This window comes from Ruegeria sp. HKCCE3926 (assembly GCF_017872515.1).
In the GTDB taxonomy this organism is placed as follows: domain Bacteria; phylum Pseudomonadota; class Alphaproteobacteria; order Rhodobacterales; family Rhodobacteraceae; genus Ruegeria.
In genome coordinates this window covers 307,863-330,884 of the sequence record NZ_JAEDOU010000003.1, presented here as the reverse complement: position 1 = coordinate 330,884, position 23,022 = coordinate 307,863, and the positions used below count along the sequence as shown (strand labels likewise).

Genomic DNA, 23,022 nt, shown 5'->3' with positions numbered 1-23,022 from the left:
TTCACCAAAGGCACATCGTGCCCTATTCAATTCAATCGCAACAGGCGGGATCAGGTAAAGAGATTACCGTGCATTCTTCGGACATCGCGTCCGGACTGTGATACGAACGCTGATACAAGGATATGGTCCAAGCGCGAGAAAATCCAATGTCAGAACACAAGCTGCTTCGGTCGAAACTTGGGTTTTCACGGTGCTTACCCAAGCTTGGAGAACTCGCTTCTTTTGCAAGCGCTACTGTTGCATTTCTGGCATGGATCGAGCTCGCCCACGCCGAGAGTCCCGGTTTGACTCTCATCGACTCCTTCAAGGTGGCGGATAAATCGGAAGGCTTCTCGGAGCCTTCCGGATTGTCTCTGTCCAACGCGGAAGGCTTCTTATGGTCAGTAAGCGACGCTGAACCTAAACTGCACCTACTTGGAATCGATGGGGCATTAGGAAACTCATTCAAGCTGCCTTCATTGGCGGGATCAGATCTGGAGGGCGTCGCATCACGAAAAGATGGGTCTGTTTTAGTACTTCAGGAAACTGATCGATCAATTCTAGTCGTTCACCCGACTGACCCCATTCAACTAACTACAATCCCTCTAACATCTCTCAAAGGCTACTCGGACGCCGCTGAATTGCTCGTCGGTAACCCTTTGAACAAGGGACCTGAGGGCATCGCCGTCGACCCGGAATCCGGGCGGGTCTTCATTGGCATTGAGGGACAACCAAGGTTGTTAATGGTCGTATCACCAGAGCTAGATGAAATTATTGAGATGATTCCTTTAGCCCGCGATGCAGGTTTTATCTCCGAGCGTGTAGATAATGATGAACTGGATTTGAGCGGCCTGGCATGGTCCCCGTCTTCACGTTCTCTTTGGATTGTAAGTGACAAAGGCCGTCAAATTTTCGTCTATAATCCAGAGTCCAAGTCCATAAAATCCATCAGTTTGACGTTCACAGAAGATGGCAAACAAAAGGAAGTTAAACATCCCGAAGGTATCGCTCTCGATGAGACCAAAGGGCTTCTCTACATCCTGACAGACGACGCCAAGAAATCGCGGCTTTATGTTTTTAATATCCCCAAATTTTAGCCGCTAGAGAATGACGCTCACATTGCCACGATAGCTTCCGCAAGTTGTTGCAGCTAGCTTACCACTCCTCTTCGTTGGTCCGCCCTAATCAGAACCGAACACTTAAGTTTGCACCGAGGCCATGCTCTTGGCCATTGGAGCGAACTGAATAGCCATATCCTGCCGTTAGTCTGGCCAGATCAGATATCTGATACCCTAGCCCCAGACCAAGCACGAAGCCATTTGCCCCTCGGTTTTGTCCGACTTGTGTGAAAGTGCCAAATATCGGGCTCGTTACAGTGATATCGTGCTCACTATCCTTGTTGGCAAAGAAGTCATACTCATAACGAGCAAAGGCAATTGGGGTTAGCACACCATTCTCTGTCAAGAAGTCCCGTTGGTAGTCAACTCCAATGGACGCGACCAGAGACTCTGCATCCGCTTTTTCAATTGAGTAGTTGAAGTCACCACCGCCAGTCTCTGTGCCTGAACCTTGTTGAATACGCCCGTAGTTCAATCCAAAAACCGTAGAAACCCTTGCACCGCTGTCCAGGTTAAACAACTTCCGTGCCTGGATACCGGCGTGGATTCCCTCTTGGTCCAAATCCGATTTAGCCTCGCCTCCCGTAAAGCCATCAACAGAAGGGTTGTTTCGGTTGGCGTCGGTTTCACCGAACATGTAACCGATCAGTCCGGAGAACTCCCAAGTTCCGGTTGTTGTTCGCCCATAGACGCCCACGTGATAGTTGTCGGTCGAAAAGTCTTGATCGACTTGATCGTGCTCATCCATGGAGGACGTTCCGAAACCTGCATACACGCCGACCACACCTCTATTGGTACTTGCGACATCCGCTCCAACCAAAATGGTGCCCAGCGAATAGTCGAATGTGCCAAGGCCGTTACTTCCATCAACGTCCCCGCTCACATAGGCCGTGTCGATCCACCAGCGCCGATCAGAGCAGTCGATTGCGCCACTAGGGCTGCGGTCCGTGTCGATGCCACCTGATGCAACGGGTCTGTTTTGATTGTTGAAACCAACTGCTTGATATTTGCGGCAGTCAGCATGGCTCAGAACTGTGTTTGTTATCAGGTCTAGTTGCTCAAGCCCAATAGTCAGGTTGGAGGAATAGGGTTCTGCATGCACGCGATTAAACCCAGCCAGACCTGAATTGGTGAGCGTATTGACAGCGGCACCAATTGTTGAACCGCTACTGAGCCCCGTCCCCGGTGATGTGTTTGTGGTATTAGCAACCGCTCCAGCGAGGTTGCTGGCGTTTGGCGAACTGGTAACCGCCGGGTTCTGCGGTAAGCTTGAGACCGGTTGTGCGGTGAATGCAATGTCGACCTGACCATCTGCGGTGGGCGTATTGGCTATCGTCAGATTAGACAAAGCCGGCAGAGATCCACCTGCAACAAGTGTTGGCGAATCTCCATCAATACTCGAGGCTTGAAGGACCGTGTAATTGTTGCCGGCCGCATAGTCTTGCGCAGTCAGACCGGGACGAGCGGCTTCGACTTGGATTGTGGCGTTGTCAATCCCTGTCACCCGCCCGCTGGATGACACCAAGTCAGCTTTCTGCCCGGCAGTTGGATCGACTTCACTTAAGAGCCTTGACCCAGTTTCAAAGGCGATTCCGCCACTGTTATTAAGTGTACCAATTGAAAAGCCCGGCGAAAGCACCCCCCCGTTCTTAACTGTGAAGTTGAATGCGTTCACGGTTCCCGTGCCGGCCAACGTGCCAAAATTCTCAAAGTTTACGGTGTTCAAACTACTTGCTGCATCAAGCCGAACAGTCGTGCCTGCCGCTATCGCCAGGTCACTGGTTGAAGAAATTGAACTATTCGTCAGTGTGAAATCAGAAGCCTCAGCAACCCGAGTCTGAATATAGTAGGCCCCAAAAACTACTTCGGTCGCTCCCATAACGGTAAGGTTGTCATAGGTTAGCGGGCGGTCAGACTGGAAGTAGACTTCAGTGGGGTCGATATTCGCGCCGTTGAAGGGAGCGAACGTCATTGATCTGCCGGAACCAATCGAAGTTCCAATGAGGTTCACTCTGAGCTTTCCATTGATGTTTGTTGCCAACGCTTCCCGAGATACGAAGTCTCCGCTGCCTGCGGCGACATCAACATTCAGAAGAGTTAAAACTGAAGCATTGCTTGAAACGGTATTTTGGCCAGGAACATACAACTCAATTTCACCTGAGGACGTGATCGAGGAGTTTCCAATTGTAAGTCCTGTAATGGGTCCGTTTGGGATCGGGAGACACGTGCGTTCCGTCGTTGAGATTGTTTGATTAACGCGAATGCTTTCAGATCCAGAAGAGTACTCAATTCGAGGAGCACCTAATTCCACGCAGGCCTGTGAGCTTTGGGCTTGCACTTTGGTTGGCGACATCAAATAAGCCAAGATTAAGAATGCGATATTCGCCAGAGTGATGCGCTGAGCAATTCGACTTAGTGGGAACGGCCTATTATTTATCACCAACTTTCTCCTCTCGCGGTACAAGCGAAGCTACCTCAACTTAGGACTAGAAAAACAAAGTTTATCTTTTTGGATTTTTTGTTGTGGCATATGAGCAAGCTCACAACACGGGAAGGTCTGCGCAACGCAGACCTGCTCGTGCATTTACTGCGAGACAAGACAAGCCAGGTTTTACATTCCGACCATACCCACCTATGCGCAGAAGCAATCGCAAAAGGTCAAGCCATGAAACGATTTTGCCGAGCTTGATGGGCGCTGAACAGCGCCATTGAGTGTAGGCATGGATCATTGGATTTCGGAGTCGATAGCTAGGGTCAGGACCCATTGATTTTCAGCGAGCGGCATGATTCACGGCTGAAAACCGAGCGGTGAACATGTCTGATCTTTTCTGGTTGACCGACGCGCAGATGGCGCGTCTTGAGCCCTTCTTTCCCAAGTCTCACGGTAAGCCGCGTGTCGATGACCGGCGTGTGTTGAGCGGGATAATCTTTATCAACCGCAATGGTTTGCGATGGCGCGATGCTCCCGCTGTCTATGGCCCCACAAGACGCTCTACAATCGCTGGAAGCGATGGAGCGACAAGGGCGTTTTTGCCCGGATAATGGCCGGTCTCGCCGCCGAGCACGGCGAGAAGAAGACCGTAATGATCGACGCGACTTATCTCAAAGCCCACCGGACAGCGACCAGCATGGGCGTCAAAAAGGAGGGCGTGCACGCCTGATTGGTCGGACGAAAGGCGGCATGAATACCAAGCTGCACGCTATTTGCGATAGCCAGGGCCGGCCGCTCAACCTGTTCGTCACCGCCGGTCAGGTCAGCGACTACATCGGCGCACGGGCATTGCTGAGCAGTCTGCCGAATGTCGACTGGCTGCTCGGAGACCGTGGCTACGACGCCGACTGGTTCAGAGAAGCCTTGAAAGACAAAGGGATACGCGCCTGCATCCCTGGCAGGAAACAGCGGAAGAAGCCGGTGAAGTACGACAAGCGCCGCTACAAACGCCGCAACCGCATCGAGATCATGTTCGGCAGGCTCAAGGATTGGAGGCGTGTGGCGACCAGATACGACAGATGCCCGAAGGTCTTCCTCTCCGCCATCGCCCTCGCCGCAACCGTCATTTATTGGTTATGAGTCCTGACCCTCGAACCTGCCATCGGCGCGCTTCAAAATATCTGACATGAAGCGTGCAAACCAATTTTCCGGAATTGCACTACTAAATAATAACATTTTTTGCCAAATATTTACGCTGATTACGAGGGTTCTCTTGGCACTTGTACCTCCACCAGAAGCCATCTTTGTCGAACTGTCCCGGTCTTTCTTTGGCTCAGTAATGGGCAAGCGCGAAAAGACGCGCCTTCTTCGGCGAGAGCTTTCGATGAAGCAGATCGAAAAAGAGCATCGTAGAAGTTGTAGGGAGCTCTTTGTTGCTCTTGAGTTTGATGAGAGCGCGGTCCGGGATGCCGAACAAAATATCTGGGAAGTGGTAATGTTCTTTTGGCGGATCGAGCAGGAGCTTTGGGCATTCGATGCGCCGATCCAACATATAGTCTGGGAGCTTTTGATTCACCTGTACGTGCCGGGCGCTGCCCGACGGGCCGCATTCTGGATGATCGACGACCGTTCGGATGACGGTTTGCCGGACGGGCGGTTTTGGTTTTTGCCGGAACCGGATCCCGCAGACCCATCAAGGCTTCGGCTTCCGGTTCAACAGGTTCTGGATTGGGCCTTCGATCTGATCGGTCTGTCAGTTGAGGGCTACGCTGTTCGTTTGGCGGAAGATCATATCGAAAATGGAATCTGCAACCCGGACAAAGACCCCAAAGCAAAAATCGCGCGGGCCCTTTATCGCTGGCAACAAGGCATGGCTCTTCCTGACTAGGACAGTATCACACGCACATTTCCCGACAGGTTGACTAAGTCCGGGGATACAGGACCAAACCTGGGATCCCGACTACCGTTTTCCGGATGCTGGGAATACGACACGGGCCAAGATCTGGAATACAACTACCAGTCGGCCCGGAATTTCATTCAGGCCCGGAATCTTACCATCCCACGGTTGCGTTTTGACCTGGACATTTCAGAAGACGCACTGAGCCGCGCCCTGAATGGGCATCCGCCGGAGGACGAAAAGGCAAGATTTCCCTTTCTTGTAAGTCGGCGCTTCGCGCGGCGCAGCATGAAGACCATTCGCCAAATGTTGTTGTTCGCGCGCGCGATGCAGGACGGTTACCTGCGCCTTCTCAAACTGCTTTGCCCGGATGTTCAGCCCACATGCGCCGATCCCCGTGAAAACCGCATTCTCGAACTGACCCACATCTTCAAGCTGGTCTACAACCTGACGCTGGAAGCCCATCGCAACACGGCTGGGGAGGGAATATGGGCTCAGGACCAACATTTCGAGGCCAAACTGAAGGCTTGCGTTCCTTGGATGGTGAGTGCGCTTGCGACAATCTTGCCCTCGAATTTCCGGTATCCGGATGCAACACGCGCAGGTATCTGTGAACGCCTGAGCCGACGCTTTTCCGAGATACAAGATGGTGATCGACTACAGGCTTACATCCCCGGTTCCGGGGATCGCGACGCGTTCAGAAAAATCTTTGAACGCGAAAACCAGTCATTAAAAAACGTCGTGGCCGAATTTCAGGATCACCAGTGGCATTGTGAAAGACTGGATCGTCAGGCTGCCGTGGAAGAAATAGAAAGGGAAACGCGCCTTTGGTTTCTGAACAATCTTGCGCAGGATGCGAACGTTCCTGACGTGATCCGGGCCGCCTCGACGAACCGACTCGCGGCAATCGCAAAGGGAACTGCGCTGGAGGGCGTTTGGTTCCGGGACGCGCTTGAAGCGACTCGTCAGAAGGGCGACAAGGCACGCGTCGACAAACTGCTGAGTGAGACGAAAGAGCTTGACCCTTCGGACCGCTGGCTTCCGGTTTGGCTTCACCAAAAAGCGCGGCACCACATCAATCTCAATGAATGGAACCAGGCAAAAACATGCTTGAAGGAAGCAATCGAACTGACGCGGATACAAAGCTTCGGCCCGACACGCGGCCTTCTCTCACTTGACCTGCTTGGGCTGGAGTTGACGAAGTCAGCATACAATCAGCGAAATCACGGCGGGTTGGTAAGAGATGTGATCATGTTCGGAGTCGTGGACGTCCCGCCAACGGACAAGTGGGTGGTTGTCACGGCGGAAACCCATTTTTGGGAAGAGCTGTATCAACCCTACGCAGGGACGACGCGGCGAAAGAGGGCGCGCAATCAGCGCAGCCAGAGGCGCTGACTACGAACAAATGCACGTACCGTCAGGATCTGGGCCGAAAACCGCGAAAGACCGGCGAAGAGGCACCAACACTGTCAATGGCACCGCTGTGGCGGATCATGTGTTTTGCCCAGAAATGCCTGACGGCCCGACGCCGTCACCAACATCCTGACCCTTGGAATGCGGAGGATCAGGCCGGCTGCAAAAAAGGCGTTGCAGGGCTCAGGCCTGCTTTTGAACCTCGCCTTCGTCTGCCACCTCTGCCGACTCTGGTGTCACTTCGACCACATCATCCTCGTCTGCGGGCTCCATGACTTCTGGCTCTTCGGATTGATCTTCGAGCGCACCAACGATCAAAGGCAACATATGTACGCCGGTCGCGCTTGCGATTTCGGGTGTTCGTGGTGTCTGCCAGCTGAGCGTGTCGAAGCTGCCACAGTTCTGGCAGACCGGTCCCCATTCAGGTTGGATATCATGGCAATTGGTGCACACCCATTGCGGACCACGCGGCGCATTCAGCGCTTTGGCCAACCAGCCTTGCACAATGGCGTCCGAGGCCCCCTCGCCCCGTTCGACAGCGGCCATCAACGTATAGGCGCGCGCATCTCCCTGCGTTTCAACCACATCGCCCAGCGCACGGCGGGCTTCTGGGAAGTCTTCGGCCACGATGTTCAGTTCGGCCAATATCAGACGCGTTTCCATGTTTTCGGGGTGAATCCGGGTCAGTGCGGTGAACCGCTTGATCCGTTGATCAGGGGTTTCATCCGGCACGATGTCGGCAAAGGCATGGGCCAGATCCGGATGCGGCTGAGCCTCCCATGCTTTTTTCAGAATCTTGGTTGCGGCCCGGGGTTTGCCTTTGGCGATATACGCGCGGGCCGACATGGCAGCGGCTGGCACCAGATCAGGCGACAGGCGATTGGCTTCAATCGCGCGTTCCTGCTGTTCGACCGTCGCACCTTCGTCCAGAATTCCCTTGGCTTCGGACAAGGCCAAAACCGCGTCACGCCGTTTGAAGACATCGCGCGGCAAGTACCCGGCCTTCAACTTGGCCGTCAGGGTCGAACGTGCACCGGCCCAATCCTGCGCCTTGGTTTGCAGGTTCAGCAGCACGTCCTGCGTTTCTTCATGACGTGGTTTGATCGCCAGGGCCTTCTCGGCCAGTTTGCGGGCCGTTTCATCATCACCTTCGGCCAGCTTCTGCTTCATGATCCCGCGCACGCCGACGAAACGGGTGGCGCTGTTGGTCACCAGTTTTTTATAAGTGTCCGATGCCTTTTTCGTATCCCCGGTCATCTCGGCGGCCTGTGCCACCAGCAGGTCGGTAAGCTCGGGCTTGTTCAGCAGTTTTTCGGCCTTGCTGGCTTTGGTCATCGCCACGCGGCCTTCGCCCGAGGCCAGCGCCAACAGACCATCAGCCAGCGCCTGGTATCCCTTTTGCTGGCGATTGCGGTCAAAATACCGAGACAGGGCCGTTTCGTCACCGTTCAGGAATTTCAGCGTTGCGATCAGCAGGCTGAGCAACTTGAAAAACAGCCAGACCGCAAAAACCAACACAGCCAGCGCGATCACTGACTGAAGCGGCCCCAGCGTGAATTCCGTGCCCGCGACGGTGATCTGAACCCCGCCACTGGTTTGCATCAGGAAGTGACCGCCCAACGCCAGCAGGCCGATAATCGCAACAAAAACGAGGATCTTAAACAGTGACCACAGCATGGCAGGTCCTTCAGTTCGAGTTCAGGCTGGAAGCCAGTGTATTCGCCGCATCGACGGCGGCGACCCGTGTTTGGGCCGCCTGTTCCCAATCGGACATTGCAGCCTGTGCCGCTTCGGGAAGTGATTTCAGTTCGCTCAAGGCTTTGGCCAGGTCTCCGTCCGCAAGCGCAGCCTGTGCCCGTGACAGGATGGCATCTGGTCCATCCCCTTCCTGTGGCGTGACCGAGCGTGCACCCGTTTGACGTTGCAGGAATGCGATCAGGCCGGTGCCCTTGTCGGCTTCACGGGCTTGGGCCAGCGCGGTTCGGGCCGCAGGCGCGAAACTATCGCGCAGAGAAGAGAGTGTTTCAACACCCTTCTCAGCCGGCCCGGACAGGGCATCCGGTACATCCACACCGCCTGCTTTCAGTTCTGCAACCAGATCGGAATAGGGTTGACCCGCATCCAGTTGCCCATGCAAGCGGGACAGAACAGCGGCATTGGCCGCAGCCTGCGCATCGGCTGTTGCTTTCGCCTCCAGCGCCTGAGCGTCGGAAACCATTTTTTCAACCTCGGCCCGTTGCGAGGCCAGCGAGTCCTGAAGCTTCTTAAGCTCAGCTTCGAAGGCGGCCATGGATTCGGGCGACACGCTGGATTCGATCGGGGTTTTCTCAAGCGTCGCAATGCGCTCTGACAATGGTCCGATCTGGCCTGACAGCGTATCCACTGTGGATTTGATCGCGCTCAGGTCACTTTCCACGGGTGTCAATTTGTCGGACAGCGCTTTGACCTGATCCGTCAAACCAGCAACATCCGGACTGTTTGCAAGCGCCTGAGACAGCTTGGCAATCTGGTCGGACTGGTCTGCCAGTTTGGATTCCAACGCTGCCAAGGTATCCGAGCTGTCCGAGCCAGTTGACAACAACCCGCCATTGCCCAGCGCAAACCCGACGGCGGCAGCGATGGCACCGCCCAGCAAAGCGGGAACAAATCCGCCACGCTTTTCAACGACACGCTCGACCACTTTTTCTTCGACCAGGGCAGTATCTTCATTCGACGCTTCGGCTTCGGCTTCGGCTTCGGCTTCGGCTTCGGCTTCGGCTTCGGCTTCGGCTTCGGAAAGTTCTTCTTCTACGGCCTCAGTCGGGTCAACAGGTGTATCTTCCTGTTGCAGTTCGGGTTCGACGACGTCATCTGCCTTGGGGGTTTCCACCGGCTTTTCTTCGGACTTTTTCTTACCAGCCACCGCAATATTCCCCTTATCGAATCCAAATTCAGATGAATAACAGCCCCAGTCAAGTTAATCGGGGACCGCGCCGCCCTCAACCCGCAACGCATGTTTCACAAGCTTTTTGACAGCCTTACGCATTTTCTTTGGTGTCGGCTTCTTTGCGATCTTCAGGCGCGCATAGTCCAACGAATAAAGGGGATCCGCCGTGGCCTGACTGATTGCGGCCAACCACAAAGGCGCGGATCCGGTCCAAATATCGGCAAAATGTCGCGCCGTTCTTGGTGAAAAAAGCGGTGCGATTACCGGCGAATCCAGAGCTGCCACCCGGATCGCTTCGGATGTTAGCGGCAACAGCAATTGCTGGTAGACTGGCAGTTCCCCCACGGTCAAGCCGGATTCGGTCAGTCGACCGGCAACATTGCCGCGCGTGTTCTCACCCCTCAAATGCAACAGCGGGCTTTTGGGCCTCCGCTTCAGCAGATGTCCCACCAGTTCTTCCGCCGTGGCCCCGATCATTTCGGCCTGCCAGCCGCAACCCTTCGCTGTGCTGGTCGTAGTCGGTCCGACGCAGAAGGCGGGCAGGTTGCGGTCCACACCTTTCAGGGCCGCCGCGTTCACCGCATTGGCCGACGTGAAAATCAATCCCTGCACATCCTCGGTCTCAACCTCGACCGGCAGCGGCCGGATTTCCATGATCGGAGAATAGATGACCTGAACCCGGGATTTGGTGCGGGTCGGCAGCTGCGCGACGAACCGTTCAGAGGCAGCGCGCGGACGGGTCATCAACAAATACAACGTGCGGCCCCTTGGCCCTTCAGGATTGTTTGCATCCGCGCAGGGTGATACCCCGCCGTTAGATCATGATGCAACGGATCAGGGTGATGGTGCAAACACTTACCGTACTGGGATTGGAAAGCAGCTGCGACGATACCGCCGCGGCCATCGTGCGCCAAACGACGGGCGCCAAGGCCGAAATCCTGTCATCCGTGGTGCATGGCCAAACCGAACTGCACAGTCCTTTTGGTGGCGTCGTGCCCGAGATCGCGGCCCGGGCGCATGCGGAAAAGCTGGATGTCTGCGTTCTGCAAGCGCTGGACACCGCTGGTCTTTCCCTGAAGGACGTGGACGCCGTTGCGGTCACCGCCGGGCCGGGTCTGATCGGAGGGGTCATGTCAGGCGTCATGTGTGCAAAGGGGATCAGTGCGGCAACCGGTCTGCCGCTGGTGGGTGTCAATCACCTTGCCGGTCACGCGTTGACACCACGACTGACGGACAACATTGCCTTCCCCTACCTGATGCTTCTGGTGTCTGGCGGCCACTGCCAATTCCTGATCGCCCACGGGCCCGAACATTTTACCCGCCTTGGCGGCACCATCGACGATGCGCCAGGCGAGGCCTTCGACAAAACCGCCCGCCTTCTGGGCCTGCCGCAACCTGGTGGCCCTTCCGTCGAAGCCGAGGCGCGCGCCGGTGATCCCAAACGCTTTCGATTTCCCAGGCCGCTTCTGGACCGACCCGGTTGCGATCTGTCCTTTTCGGGATTGAAAACGGCCTTGATGCGGATGCGCGACCAGATCGTGAACGAAAAGGGTGGCTTGACGCGCCAGGACCGCGCAGATCTGTGCGCTGGATTCCAGCAGGCGATTGTGGACACGTTGGCCGAAAAGACCCGGCGAGCGATTGATCTGTATCTGGAAACCTCTCCGTCTGAACCCGTGATTGCCGTTGCCGGAGGGGTTGCCGCGAATTCGGCCATTCGGTCTGCATTAGAGTCTGTTTGTGCTGAAAAGAACACCAGATTCACCGCCCCCCCGTTGTCGTTGTGCACGGACAACGCGGCGATGATAGCCTATGCTGGCCTGGAACGCTTTCGTACCGGCGCGCGGGACGGGCTGGACCTGACCGCCCGCCCTCGCTGGCCTCTGGATCAGCACAGCCCGGCCATGCTGGGCGGCGGCAAGAAAGGGGCCAAGGCATGAGCGTATCCATTCTGGGCTCCGGTGCGTTTGGCACTGCTCTGGCTATCTCACTGGCAGGCAACGGGCCAGTGACACTGTGGTCAAGAAACGCCGATCAGGCGCAGCAGATACGCGAGACGCGCGAAAATGCAACCCGGCTGCCCAACATAACCTTGCCCAAGGGCATCACCGTGACCGCGGATATCGCCGAGGCGCTCAGGGCTGACACGCTTTTGTTAGCCGTCCCAATGCAGAAATTGCGCAGCGCTTTGCAGGATCACGCCCCGGCCCTGCGCGGCAAGACTCTGGTGGCCTGCTGCAAGGGAATTGAACTGACCTCGGGGCTTGGACCTGTCGCGGTCATCAAAGAGGGCGTGCCGGACGCCCGCGTCGCGCTGCTGACCGGGCCCAGTTTTGCAGATGACATTGCACATGGCCTGCCCACCGCTTTGACGCTGGCTTGCGAGGATACGGAACTAGGCCAGGCGCTTCAGGCCGAACTGACGACAGCGAACCTGCGCCTCTATCGCACCACAGACACGATCGGCGCTGAACTTAGCGGCGCACTGAAGAATGTCATGGCCATTGGCTGCGGTGCCGCCATCGGCGCAGGTCTGGGAGACAGCGCCCGGGCGGCCTTGATGACCCGCGGGTTTGCTGAGATGCAGCGCTTTGCCGCGATGCGCGGCGCGCGCCCAGACACCCTGATGGGTTTGTCCGGGCTAGGAGATCTTGTGCTGACCTGCTCGTCCGAACTGTCCCGAAACTATCGTTTTGGCCTGAGTTTGGGTCTGAATCAGCCCTTCGACAGTCAAACGACGGTCGAAGGCGTCGCCACCGCCCGCGCCATGTCGGACATAGCCGCCAAGGAAGGGCTGGATATGCCCATCAGCACCACGGTGGCGGACCTGAGCCATGGCGCCTACAGTGTCACCAAGGCCATTCAAAACCTGCTCAATCGACCCCTCAAGGAGGAATAACATGCTGATCGCCCTCATCGCTCGTGACAAACCCGGCGCGTTGCAAACCCGATTGGACAACCGCTCGGCCCACCTGGCTTATATCGAAGAAACCGGCGTCGTGTCACAGGCCGGACCACTGCTGGACGGCGATTCCATGATCGGCTCATTGATAATCCTCGACGTGGAAGACCTGGCCGCAGCACAATCATGGGCCGACGGCGACCCTTACGCAAAGGCAGGATTGTTCCAATCGGTTGAGCTGATCCCGTGGAAAAAGGTGATCGGTTGATGGCCTATTGGTTGTTCAAGTCAGAACCGTCGACCTGGAGTTGGGATCAGCAAGTCGCAAAGGGCGACGCGGGCGAGGAATGGGACGGAGTGCGAAATTATCAGGCGCGCAACTTCATGCGTGAGATGAAGATCGGGGACTGGGGGTTCTTCTACCATTCGCAAAAGGACAAGTCCGTTGTTGGCATTGTCGAAGTCTGTGCCGAGGCCCATCCCGACAGCACCACCGATGACGAACGGTGGGAGTGTGTCGACATCAAAGCCGTGCGGCCCTTTTCCAAACCCGTAACGCTGGACCAAATCAAGGCGGACGAGCGTCTGGCCAACATGGTGCTGGTGAAGAACTCTCGCTTGTCGGTGCAACCCGTGACCGAGGATGACTGGCGGGTGATTTGCATGCTGGGTGAAACCCAGCCTGATTGAACGGGAAAATGGCGCCGGGCGCAGAACTTCTCAAACCCCTGGCAAGATGCTATCTTTCCTTGGGCTTTGCCGGGTGAGAACATGTCGGTCGCGTTTTTCCGCGATTGAAATTGCTTGGTGGTGTTCGAATAAAGATCGGACTTTCTTGAAAGCAAAAACCCATGTCTGACGACGAAGGCAGCAATGGGATATTCGAAGACGCCGTTGCTGCGAAGAATTCAAAAAACTGGGAAGCGCGCCTGAAAGAGGCGCGTGAAAAGCGTGCCAGAGTGCTCAGCGGGGCGCAGGGTGAAGCGCAGGAAAAGCCCACCCTGAAACCTTCCGAGACAGAGCACCTGCCCCGGCCAGACGAAACCAAAATCGAAGAGATCGTATCAGACCGGGTCCGTTCCCTGCATTTGGAAGAACCAAAAACCAGGAAAAAACCCTTGGTCAGAGCAGGTATTATTCTGGCCGCCTTGGTTTGCGGCGCGATCCTGCAATGGGCGGTCACACATATTGCCGGAACTTGGCGCTCTACCGGTGGAAGGCCACCAGCCAGCCTGGATGCGGCGACTGAAACTCTTCCTGAAATCGAGGAGCTGCTTTCAGACAGAGCGCCCACCGTCAGAATCGCTGAGTCACCGGCCCCACGAGACACACAAGCAGCCGAGGACCTCGCCGATTCAGCGTCTTCCGAAGTCGCGCCCGTTTCCACCCCCGCAACCATCGAAGAGGCCGAGGGTGCGATCACAGGCGCATCTCTCGACCAGAGCGTCTCGGTTGAGGCGCTCGTGACGCCACCCGTTCCTGCCGAAGGCATTTCGGCTGCGGATGACCAAGACAGGGTGGAACCAAGACCCCCAACCCCAGAAGCGGAACCGGCCGTGTCTTTGTCCCCGCCAGCCATATTCATTCCGCCACAGCTCGAACCCATCTTGGCCACCGCTTCTTCTGCGGATATTCAAACCCTGTTTCCAGCTTCTGCCGAACCTCCGTGGCGCCACACCAACCGGTCGAACAAAGACAGCTTTTCGCAGACGTCCTTGATGGTTTTGGACCCTGTCCAGCAAGAGATCACTTTTTCTGCAGCCCCGTCTTATGCAGAGGTTAAACCGCTTTCGCCCGCACAATCCCCCATTGATCTGGAAGTCTCGCTTTTTGTTCCCTTGAGAGTGTCACAAGACGCCAGCAGCCGGGCTTTGGAACTGCTTACACAGGGCCGCGCGACGGTTGTGTCAACAGACCGCGTGGGTTTTCGGGTCAGAGAAACACAGGTTCGTTTCTACCATCCAAGCGACGCTGAAAACGCGGCGCTGGCAGCTGATGCTCTTGGCGGAATATTGAGGGACTTCACGAATTCGGGCAGCAAGACCCGTCCGGGGCGGATAGAAGTCTACTTGGCAGGCAGCGGTGGCGCGTCATCTAGGAATTCGGACCCAAGGCCCACGGCATTCGACAATTTCATTGCGCGTATTCTTGGCGAACTCAGATAAGAAACGAGGGAAGGCTCTGACGATACAGAACCTTCCCTACCCCCGCGTGCTCCCTACTCACCACACGCGTATGGAAATATCTGGTTCTGACCGTCCTGGTCACAGGTTGAACTTAGCGCAACCGCACCCTTGGTTTCAAATGCCAAGTCTTTAAATTGAAACTTAAATTAAGTACGCCCGCCAGAATCTCGGCGGGCGCTTGGCAGATTTCGACCGGGTCAGCTGTAAACGGATTCTTTTCCGAAATGCTTGGTCAAAATATAATAGACAACGGCACGGTACTTGTTGCGCTCGGACATGCCATAGGTTTCCATGGCTTTGTTGATCCCTTCCATCAGCTCGGGGCCATCTGCCAGACCCAGCTTTTTGATCAGGAAGTTGTTCTTGACGGTTTCCAGTTCCGAGTCCTGGCTGGCCGCGACAGTTGCCGCATCTGCGTCATAGATCGCCGGACCACAACCGATGGTGACCTTGGTCAGCAGGTCCATATCGGGGTCCATCCCGCATTTGGTTTTCAGGTCTTCTGCGTATTTGGCGATCAGCTCGTCGCGCTTGCCCATATCCTAGTCTCCTTGATCCGTTTACCCGGCACCTTTTACCGATGATCGAAAGACTAGCCGCGTCGCAGGCTTTTCCAAAAGGAAAAAAATTTGCGATTTCTCCCCCTTGGTCGCAGCCTGCACGTTTCTTGCTGAAAAGCCTAGCGGCAATAGCCCCACCCCGGGCCTTGCAAGTGGAAATGATCCGCGTGCAAACGATTGAAATCGGGTCCAAGAACCACGCGAAACCAACCGCAGGCCCCGCGCCAGATCCGTCGAAAAAAGGCGCCTTCCGGTCCGGAGCCCTGCCAGTTTGACAACAAGGTCAGCGTCCGACCGTCAACGGTATCCACACCGACGATATCTATCGAATCCGCGCGGGCATGGCTGCTCCACCCACCGTTTTCACCCTGCGCGGTGCGCATGGGGCGGCAATTGTAACTGCCGATGTGGCGCAATCGGGAAACGTTGGACCCAAGCAGATCGCGTGCGGCGGGCTGCACGACGTGGTATTCCCACATGGTCAGGCGCAAAGCCGTGGCGCAACTGGTTTCAACATCCTCGATCCCTGATGTCACCAATTTGGTCAGACGACCCCGACCAGCGATGCCGCAATTCTGATCGACAACCAGGTCCGCCATCGCCTCAAACCGAACACCTGCGTCTTCCAGAGCGGCCCGGCACTGTGCTTCGCTCGCCAATGCGCGGTTCAGTTGGAGCTTGGTGACGGGTGTGATCGGGGCGGTTACCTTCAGATCACGCAACGGGTTCCAATGTGACGGTATCGGCGTTTCGAGATGCGCCAACACCCACCAGACACCACCGCCCAAAAGGATCACAACAACCGCCAGCCTGAAAAAGAAAGACGCCGCCAGGTACAAATACCGGCGGCGCCCAGATTTCTGCGTCATACCCAGACTGCGATCAGTAGCGGTAGTGTTCCGGCTTGTACGGACCTTCCGGTTTGACACCGATGTAAGCGGCCTGATCCGCATCCATCTGGGTCAGCTTCACGCCGATGCGATCCAGATGCAAGCGGGCCACTTTCTCATCCAGATGCTTGGGCAGGATGTAGACCTTGTTCTCGTACTGGTCACCCTTGGTGAACAGTTCGATCTGGGCCAGAACCTGGTTGGTGAACGAGGCCGACATCACGAAGGACGGGTGCCCGGTGGCGTTGCCCAGGTTCAGCAGACGGCCTTCGGACAGCAGGATCAGACGATTGCCCGACGGCATCTCGATCATGTCCACCTGTTCCTTGATGTTGGTCCATTTGTGGTTTTTCAGGCTGGCCACCTGAATTTCGTTGTCGAAGTGGCCGATGTTGCCGACGATGGCCATGTCCTTCATCTCGCGCATATGCTCGATGCGGATCACGTCTTTGTTGCCGGTGGTTGTGATGAAGATATCCGCGGTGGCAACTTCGTCTTCCAGCAGGGTCACTTCGAACCCGTCCATCGCGGCTTGCAGGGCGCAGATCGGGTCGACTTCGGTGACTTTCACACGGGCACCAGCACCGCGCAACGACGCGGCCGAGCCTTTGCCCACATCACCGTAACCGCAGACCACTGCAACCTTGCCGGCCATCATCGTGTCGGTGGCGCGGCGGATACCGTCGACCAGCGATTCCTTGCAGCCGTATTTGTTGTCGAATTTCGACTTGGTGACGCTGTCATTCACGTTGATCGCCGGGAACGGCAGATGCCCTTCCTTGACCAGCTGATACAGGCGGTTCACACCAGTGGTGGTTTCCTCGGAAACACCCTTGATCTGATCCCGCATCTTTGTGAACCAGCCCGGGCTTGCCGCCATACGCTTGGCGATCTGCTTCTTGATCACCTCTTCCTCTTCCGAACCCGGAACAGGGATGATGTCCTCACCCGCTTCGGCACGGGCACCCAGCAGGATGTACAGTGTCGCGTCGCCGCCATCATCCAGGATCATGTTCGGGCCTTCCTCGAACAGGAAGGATTTGTCCAGATAATCCCAGTGCTCTTCCAGTGTCTGGCCCTTGACGGCGAAGACGGGAATACCCGCCTCGGCAATCGCGGCGGCGGCGTGGTCCTGGGTCGAGAAGATGTTGCACGACGCCCAGCGCACATCCGCACCCAGCGCCACCAGCGTTTCTATCAGAACGCCCGTCTGGATGGTCATGTGCAACGACCCGACGATACGCGCCCCTTTCAACGGCTTGCTGTCGCCGTATTCCGCGCGCAGGGACATCAGGCCCGGCATCTCGGTTTCGGCTATGTCCAGCTCTTTGCGGCCAAAGCCAGCCAATGAAATGTCTTTAACGATATAGTCCCCGGCCATCAGGTGCTCCATTTTCCGGTAAATCACAGTCCCGGCTGCCCCTAGCATTCCTTGGGGCAGGTGGCAACTTTGAAGACTGTGATCGGAAACGATATGGCCAATATCAGCTTGGTGTGCCTTCAATTTCGATCTTTGGTATCGCTTCAAAAAAATCGGTGCCAACGGCAACAATACAGCTGATACCGTTCGCATTGGTTACCAAAACGGTATAACTTCCCGTTTCTTTCGAGGTCCAAACCTCCATCACCGATTGCGCGCCGCGTGTTTTTTGCAGGCCGCCAAAGGCCAATTCCTCGGCATAATTCTCCTGCAATCTGGATATGATGTGATCCCGTGCCGCACAATTCTGGGCAAAGGCAGGCGGCGCGGTGGCGGCCATTCCGAAGGTCAGTGCGATTGCGAATAAACGTTTGAACATAGGGTGCTCCTTTCGATACGTGTTTCAGTTCGAGAGGGGCACACTGGGAGGAGAATGCACCCCCCTCAGTCTTTAATGTCGGGATCATACCGCGCCGTTTCAAAGCACGAACGCTCAAGAAAATGTTGGCAGCGTGTGATCCAGACAAGTACATCATACCATAAAAACGCGAATTGAACGTGTCCAACTTCACAAGGCATGGCAGAATGGCAACACAACCCAGAGCGTGGCAAAGGATGCTGTCGGGTCGCAGGCTGGACCTGCTGGACCCGACACCGGTGGATATCGAGATTGAAGACATCGCACACGGCCTTGCCTTTGTCGCTCGTTGGAACGGTCAGACAAACGGCGATTTCGCTTATTCCGTGGCCGAACATTCCCTGCTGGTTGAAGAGATTTTTGGCCGTATTGCCCCAAAAACACCCATGAAATGGCGTTTGGCGGCCCTGTTACATGACGCGCCCGAATATGTGATCGGCGATATGATCTCGCCCGTGAAATCCGCCGTCGGCCCAGATTATGGCGCGTTGGACGACCGGCTGGCGGCAGCAATCCATATACGGTTTGGACTTCCGGCTGAGGTGCCGAAAACGGTGAAACGCCAGATCAAGAAGGCCGACAAGATCAGCGCCTGGATGGAGGCGACACAGATTGCCGGGTTTTCCGAGGCCGAAGCCACAAAATTCTTTGGTCGCCCGGACAGGGGGATCATGGCGGGTTTACAGATCAGGCTGCGCCCCCCGGTCGAGGTGCGGCACGCCTTTACGGCGCGGCACGCAGAATTGATCGCTCAGATCTGAGAGGCGCTTTCCGAATGCGGTGAGTGGTACGGGGAAACTGGTGGAAGAATGATGAAAACAAAGACCGGAACCCGAGTTTTGCTTGTCGTCAACGTCGTGCTGACTTTTGGTCTTGCGGCGGCGTTGGTCGAAACCGGGTATGTCTCGAAGGCGCTCAGAAAAATCTCGGGCACATATGTCCCGGTCACGGAAACCGATCACTACAAGCTCATGGTCTGGCTGCACGAGCGGCCGATTTCTCAGGCGCTCACCTCACCGGATATTCAGATCGCTTTCATCGGCGATTCCATAATCGAAGGGTGGTTGACCAGCAACGTCCTGCCCAACGCGCTGAACCTTGGGATCAGCCGCGACACCACCCCGGGCCTGATCGCAAGAGCAAAACCGGAACTGATTGCCCATGTCCCGACATGGTATCTGGGAATCGGGGTCAATGACGCTCTGACGGCCACACCGCCAGAGAAGATTGCAGGCTATGTCGCACAGTTGAAGGCCCTGTTCATACCTGCTGACAGGTTGATCTGGCGTGCTGTGTTGCCCGTCACCGGTGCTAACTGGACCGCGGAACAAGAGGCGTTTCGAACGGCCTTCAATTCGGCTGCACAACAGGCCTGTCAGGATATGGCGAACTGCACGTTTCTGACCCCGCCGGACGGGTTCGCCGAAAAAACCGCCGACTGGACATCGGACGGGTTGCATCCCAACGCAACCGGATATCGTCAGCTGGCGCGGCAGCTCTGCGCAGAAATCTCCTGCTCACCCTGAAGCTACTGAATGGGCACGGTCAGCACCGCTGCCCGCAGACCTGTCTGAAACTTGGGCAGGGTTTGTGTTCGCCCTGTTTCAGCCAAAGACGTAGAAGCACAGTTTGTTGCCATCCGGGTCACGCACATAGGCACCATAGAACCTGTCGGGGACGCGTTGACCAGGTTCGCCTTCGTCCACCGCACCCAGGCTGATTGCCTTGTCATACAGTTCCTTGACCTCATCCTTGGAGTCGGCTGCAAAGGCGACCATGTTGCCATTTCCGGCGGCGCAGACATTGCCGTCGTAGGGCTCGCACACCGCCAGCATCGGCGCGTCGGGTTTGTTGCCGATGAACGCGATCCGGCCTGCGTCTATAACCACTTTCGCGCCCTTGTTCGCGTAAAGTTTGGTATAGAAGTCCTTGGCGCGCGCCATGTCCGAAACGCCAACGGTTACATATCCGATCATAAAGTGGTCCTGTTCTGACAAAATATTCCAGATGCGGCGAACAGTCCTCGACAGGGTCCAAGGTTACAAGTCACTAAACCGTCATCGAGCGGCCGGCAGACCTAACGCGGGCTGCGTTTCGCCAGTATCCGCTGCAACGTCCGCCGATGCATATTCAACCGTCGCGCGGTTTCGGAAACATTCCGGTCACACAGCTCATAAACGCGCTGGATATGTTCCCAGCGCACACGGTCCGCGCTCATGGGGTTTTCCGGCGGCGGGGGCATCTCGTCACCCTTTGCCAGCAATGCGTTCGTGATGTCGGTGGCATCCGCAGGCTTTGACAAATAGTCGGTCGCGCCGATCTTGACTGCCGCGACGGCGGTCGCGATCGCACCATATCCGGTCAGAACAACAACTCGGCTGTCGGGGCGTTTTTCCCGCAATACCTCGACAACGTCCAATCCGTTGCCATCCTCCAACCGCAGATCGACGACGGCATAAGCCGGGGGCCGGGCGGTGGATATCGCGCGCCCTGCCGCGACGGATCCTGCTGTCTCAACCTCGAAGCCACGCTTTTCCATGGCCTTGGCCAAACGTCTCAGAAACGGCTCGTCATCATCAACCAAAAGCAGGGATTTGTCAGGGCCGATGTCAAGCTGAGAAGTGTCTGCCATATGTTAGGTCTTTCGCTATTTCATGCCTTTGGCTCGAACATGAGTAATAGCAGCGCGGGAACAAAGGTCAAACAACCTTGTTACGACGCGGCCTGTTCCAGGAAGCATGCAACCTTGTCCGCCATCTGTTCGGCCGTGTCTTCGCGCTTGAAGAACTCCAGAAATCCATTTTCGGGTGTAACCAGATACGTAAAGGTGGAATGGTCAACCAGATAGAATTCGTCGCCTTTGTCATGCGCTTTGTAATAGGTCTTGTAGGCCTTGCTGGCCGCCTTGACCTGTTCGGGCGAGCCGGTCAGGGCGATCGTCTTGCCCCCGAGATTGAAAGCATAGTCGGCCATGACTTCGGGCGTATCGCGATCCGGGTCAATTGAGATGAACAAAGGTGTCACCGACAGCCCGCGTTCAGCCAGAATATCGACAGCCTCGGCGTTGCGGGACATGTCGAACGGGCAAACGTCCGGGCAGAACGTGTATCCGAAGTAAACCAGCGTCGGTTCGGTAATCACATCTTTGTCCGTAACCGTCTCGCCTTTACCGTTCACCAGTTCAAATGGTCCACCAATTGCGGCGGCACCCCCGGCGATCTGGCTGGACCGACATTGTGCGAACTTGTCATCGGACCCGCCACCCCGTGTCAGAATCCATATGGCCCCAAGTCCGATAGCCAGAACAAGAGTTGCGAGAATTGCGAGAAGGCGGGTCATTTCGATTATCCGGTCTCAGGGGGTTGTTGATCGTTCCGGCCGGGACACCTATCAAGATGACCAGCCGATGCAACAGGACATAAGCGACCGATGGCAGAATCCAATCAGACTTTTTGGCGCGGCCAGGAACGCAGCAGCTGGATTCGCCTGCGAACCCTGATCCTTTTGCGATGGGTGGCCATCATTGGCCAGCTCACCGCAATCACGGTGGCCCAGCGATATTATGACGTGCAGCTGGAACTGGGCCTGTGCTACCTGGCCATCGGAATCTCGGTCATGGGCAACCTGACTGCCATATTGCTGTTTCCGCAAAACAAGCGCCTGACCGAGTTTGAAAACTTCCTGATGGTTCTGTTCGACCTGCTGCAATTGTCAATTCTGCTCTATTTGACCGGCGGGCTGAACAATCCGTTTGCGCTGCTTCTGCTGGGCCCGGTTACGATTTCAGCCAATGTCATGAGCACACGATCAACCCTGATTGTCGGCGCCGTCGCAATCGTTCTGACAACTGTGCTGGCGGAATTTCACCTTCCGTTGCGGACAAGTCTGGGGCTTGTTCTGGATATCCCCGATATCCTTCTGTTTGGAAACTGGGCCGCGATCATCATCGCCATCGTCTTCATCGGCGCCTATTCCCACCGCGTCAGTTCCGAAGTCCAATCCATGTCCGAAGCGCTGGCCGCCACGCATATGGCGCTGGCGCGCGAACAGAAGCTGACCGATCTGGGCGGCGTCGTCGCCGCTGCCGCGCATGAACTGGGCACGCCTCTGGCGACGATAAAACTGACCAGCGCGGAACTGATCGAAGAACTGGACGACCGTCCGGACCTGAAAGATGACGCCGCTTTGATCCGCGAGCAGGCAGACCGTTGCCGTGACATTCTGCGCGACATGGGGCGGGCGGGCAAAGATGATCTGCACCTGCGGCAGGCACCGCTTTCGACAGTGGTGAACGAAGCGGCCGAACCACATGTCGGTCGCGGCAAAGAGGTTCATTTCTCTGAAGGCCCCGCGCAGGACGGGGATGTTCAGCAGCCCTCGATCCTGCGCAAACCCGAGATCATTCACGGTTTGCGCAACCTGATTCAGAATGCCGTGGATTTCGCCCGCGCAAATGTCTGGGTCGAGGCCGAATGGACCGACAGCAGGATCACCGTCAGCATCATGGATGACGGGCGGGGATATCCGCCCCACATGATCGGACGCATCGGGGATCCGTTTATGCGCCGAAGACGGGCAGAATCCGATCAGAGAGCACGCCCGGAATACGAAGGGATGGGCCTGGGATTGTTCATCGCCAAAACCCTGCTGGAACGCAGCGGCGCCGAACTGGAATTCGCCAATGGTTCGGACCCCTACCAGCATCTGACCGACAATCCTGAACGGCGCGGGGCAATCGTCAAGGTGACCTGGCCACGCAAACTGATCGATGCACAGAAGGGTGACACCCCGGTCCCGTCGGGATCCAACACGCGCATCCAGGTGTGAATTAAGAGACCGTTAACCAATCCCACGCATAGTCTGTCCTTGTATCGTTCAGGCT

General features: G+C 56.5%; 22 protein-coding genes and 1 pseudogene. 12 read left to right on the top strand and 11 right to left on the bottom strand.

Annotated features, from left to right (window positions below; translation table 11 throughout):
* Positions 1-146: 146 nt before the first annotated feature.
* Positions 147-1,076, top strand: a complete 930-nt coding sequence (locus I9184_RS11550; protein ID WP_209834427.1) for an SdiA-regulated domain-containing protein — start codon at positions 147-149, stop codon at positions 1,074-1,076.
* 88 nt (positions 1,077-1,164) lie between these two features.
* Here I9184_RS11550 and I9184_RS11545 read toward each other — a convergent pair whose 3' ends face one another.
* A complete protein-coding gene (locus tag I9184_RS11545) occupies positions 1,165-3,537 on the bottom strand; it encodes an autotransporter domain-containing protein (protein ID WP_348539529.1) in 2,373 nt (790 codons plus the stop codon).
* 374 nt (positions 3,538-3,911) lie between these two features.
* On the opposite strand from I9184_RS11545, the pseudogene I9184_RS11540 reads away from it, so the two are divergent.
* From I9184_RS11540 to I9184_RS11530, 3 genes and pseudogenes are all read left to right on the top strand, one after another.
* A pseudogene (locus tag I9184_RS11540) lies at positions 3,912-4,668 on the top strand (IS5 family transposase).
* A 46-nt stretch (positions 4,669-4,714) separates the two neighbouring features.
* Positions 4,715-5,416, top strand: a complete 702-nt coding sequence (locus tag I9184_RS11535) for a hypothetical protein (RefSeq protein WP_209834425.1) — start codon at positions 4,715-4,717, stop codon at positions 5,414-5,416.
* 297 nt (positions 5,417-5,713) lie between these two features.
* On the top strand, positions 5,714-6,820 hold the full coding sequence (locus I9184_RS11530; RefSeq protein WP_209834423.1) for a hypothetical protein: 1,107 nt from the start codon (positions 5,714-5,716) through the stop codon (positions 6,818-6,820).
* 201 nt (positions 6,821-7,021) lie between these two features.
* On the opposite strand, the gene I9184_RS11525 is transcribed toward I9184_RS11530, so the two are convergent.
* The 3 genes from I9184_RS11525 to I9184_RS11515 are packed head-to-tail and all read right to left on the bottom strand — an operon-like array spanning position 7,022 to position 10,508.
* Complete coding sequence (locus I9184_RS11525) at positions 7,022-8,515, bottom strand: heme biosynthesis HemY N-terminal domain-containing protein (protein ID WP_209834421.1); 1,494 nt, start codon at positions 8,513-8,515, stop codon at positions 7,022-7,024.
* Between the two features lie 10 nt (positions 8,516-8,525).
* Positions 8,526-9,740: a hypothetical protein gene (locus tag I9184_RS11520; RefSeq protein WP_209834419.1), complete on the bottom strand. Its 1,215-nt coding sequence runs from the start codon at positions 9,738-9,740 to the stop codon at positions 8,526-8,528.
* Positions 9,741-9,794: 54 nt separating this feature from the next.
* Entirely contained in the window at positions 9,795-10,508 is a 714-nt protein-coding gene (locus I9184_RS11515) for a uroporphyrinogen-III synthase (protein WP_209834417.1), read from the bottom strand.
* A gap of 98 nt (positions 10,509-10,606) precedes the next feature.
* Here I9184_RS11515 and tsaD point away from each other — a divergent pair, with 98 nt between their 5' ends.
* The 5 genes from tsaD to I9184_RS11490 all read left to right on the top strand — a co-directional run bounded on the left by tsaD (position 10,607) and on the right by I9184_RS11490 (position 14,831).
* Positions 10,607-11,704 carry a tRNA (adenosine(37)-N6)-threonylcarbamoyltransferase complex transferase subunit TsaD gene (gene tsaD / locus I9184_RS11510; protein WP_209834415.1) on the top strand — a complete coding sequence of 366 codons (1,098 nt, stop codon included), beginning with the start codon at positions 10,607-10,609 and terminating at the stop codon, positions 11,702-11,704.
* On the top strand, positions 11,701-12,663 hold the full coding sequence (locus I9184_RS11505; RefSeq protein ID WP_209834413.1) for an NAD(P)H-dependent glycerol-3-phosphate dehydrogenase: 963 nt from the start codon (positions 11,701-11,703) through the stop codon (positions 12,661-12,663). The genes tsaD and I9184_RS11505 overlap by 4 nt, the downstream gene beginning before the upstream one ends.
* Before the next feature lies 1 nt (position 12,664).
* On the top strand, positions 12,665-12,934 hold the full coding sequence (locus tag I9184_RS11500; RefSeq protein ID WP_209834411.1) for a YciI family protein: 270 nt from the start codon (positions 12,665-12,667) through the stop codon (positions 12,932-12,934).
* On the top strand, positions 12,934-13,356 hold the full coding sequence (locus I9184_RS11495) for an EVE domain-containing protein (protein ID WP_209834410.1): 423 nt from the start codon (positions 12,934-12,936) through the stop codon (positions 13,354-13,356). The genes I9184_RS11500 and I9184_RS11495 overlap by 1 nt, the downstream gene beginning before the upstream one ends.
* 161 nt (positions 13,357-13,517) lie before the next feature.
* Complete coding sequence (locus tag I9184_RS11490; protein WP_209834408.1) at positions 13,518-14,831, top strand: hypothetical protein; 1,314 nt, start codon at positions 13,518-13,520, stop codon at positions 14,829-14,831.
* Positions 14,832-15,049: 218 nt separating this feature from the next.
* Here the strand turns inward: I9184_RS11490 and I9184_RS11485 are convergent, their stop codons facing one another.
* The 4 genes from I9184_RS11485 to I9184_RS11470 form a co-directional block, all read right to left on the bottom strand.
* Complete coding sequence (locus I9184_RS11485; protein ID WP_171171577.1) at positions 15,050-15,391, bottom strand: DUF2853 family protein; 342 nt, start codon at positions 15,389-15,391, stop codon at positions 15,050-15,052.
* 140 nt (positions 15,392-15,531) lie between these two features.
* Positions 15,532-16,281 carry an extensin family protein gene (locus I9184_RS11480; RefSeq protein ID WP_209834406.1) on the bottom strand — a complete coding sequence of 250 codons (750 nt, stop codon included), beginning with the start codon at positions 16,279-16,281 and terminating at the stop codon, positions 15,532-15,534.
* Between the two features lie 13 nt (positions 16,282-16,294).
* A complete protein-coding gene (ahcY, locus tag I9184_RS11475) occupies positions 16,295-17,683 on the bottom strand; it encodes an adenosylhomocysteinase (protein WP_209834404.1) in 1,389 nt (462 codons plus the stop codon).
* A 103-nt stretch (positions 17,684-17,786) separates the two neighbouring features.
* The gene (locus I9184_RS11470) at positions 17,787-18,101 is read right to left on the bottom strand and encodes a hypothetical protein (protein WP_171635301.1); all 315 of its coding nucleotides are present in this window, start codon (positions 18,099-18,101) and stop codon (positions 17,787-17,789) included.
* 206 nt (positions 18,102-18,307) lie between these two features.
* Between I9184_RS11470 and I9184_RS11465 the strand changes: the two genes are divergently transcribed.
* On the top strand, positions 18,308-18,901 hold the full coding sequence (locus tag I9184_RS11465) for an HD family hydrolase (RefSeq protein WP_171206515.1): 594 nt from the start codon (positions 18,308-18,310) through the stop codon (positions 18,899-18,901).
* A 48-nt stretch (positions 18,902-18,949) separates the two neighbouring features.
* A complete protein-coding gene (locus I9184_RS11460; protein WP_171723983.1) occupies positions 18,950-19,666 on the top strand; it encodes a GDSL-type esterase/lipase family protein in 717 nt (238 codons plus the stop codon).
* Positions 19,667-19,744: 78 nt separating this feature from the next.
* Here the strand turns inward: I9184_RS11460 and I9184_RS11455 are convergent, their stop codons facing one another.
* From I9184_RS11455 to I9184_RS11445, 3 genes are all read right to left on the bottom strand, one after another.
* A complete protein-coding gene (locus I9184_RS11455; protein ID WP_209834402.1) occupies positions 19,745-20,116 on the bottom strand; it encodes a VOC family protein in 372 nt (123 codons plus the stop codon).
* A 101-nt stretch (positions 20,117-20,217) separates the two neighbouring features.
* Complete coding sequence (locus I9184_RS11450; protein WP_152459641.1) at positions 20,218-20,772, bottom strand: ActR/PrrA/RegA family redox response regulator transcription factor; 555 nt, start codon at positions 20,770-20,772, stop codon at positions 20,218-20,220.
* Between the two features lie 80 nt (positions 20,773-20,852).
* Positions 20,853-21,479, bottom strand: a complete 627-nt coding sequence (locus tag I9184_RS11445; RefSeq protein ID WP_209834400.1) for an SCO family protein — start codon at positions 21,477-21,479, stop codon at positions 20,853-20,855.
* A gap of 90 nt (positions 21,480-21,569) precedes the next feature.
* Between I9184_RS11445 and I9184_RS11440 the strand changes: the two genes are divergently transcribed.
* Positions 21,570-22,967: a sensor histidine kinase RegB gene (locus I9184_RS11440; protein ID WP_171635312.1), complete on the top strand. Its 1,398-nt coding sequence runs from the start codon at positions 21,570-21,572 to the stop codon at positions 22,965-22,967.
* The last annotated feature ends 55 nt before the right edge of the window (positions 22,968-23,022 follow it).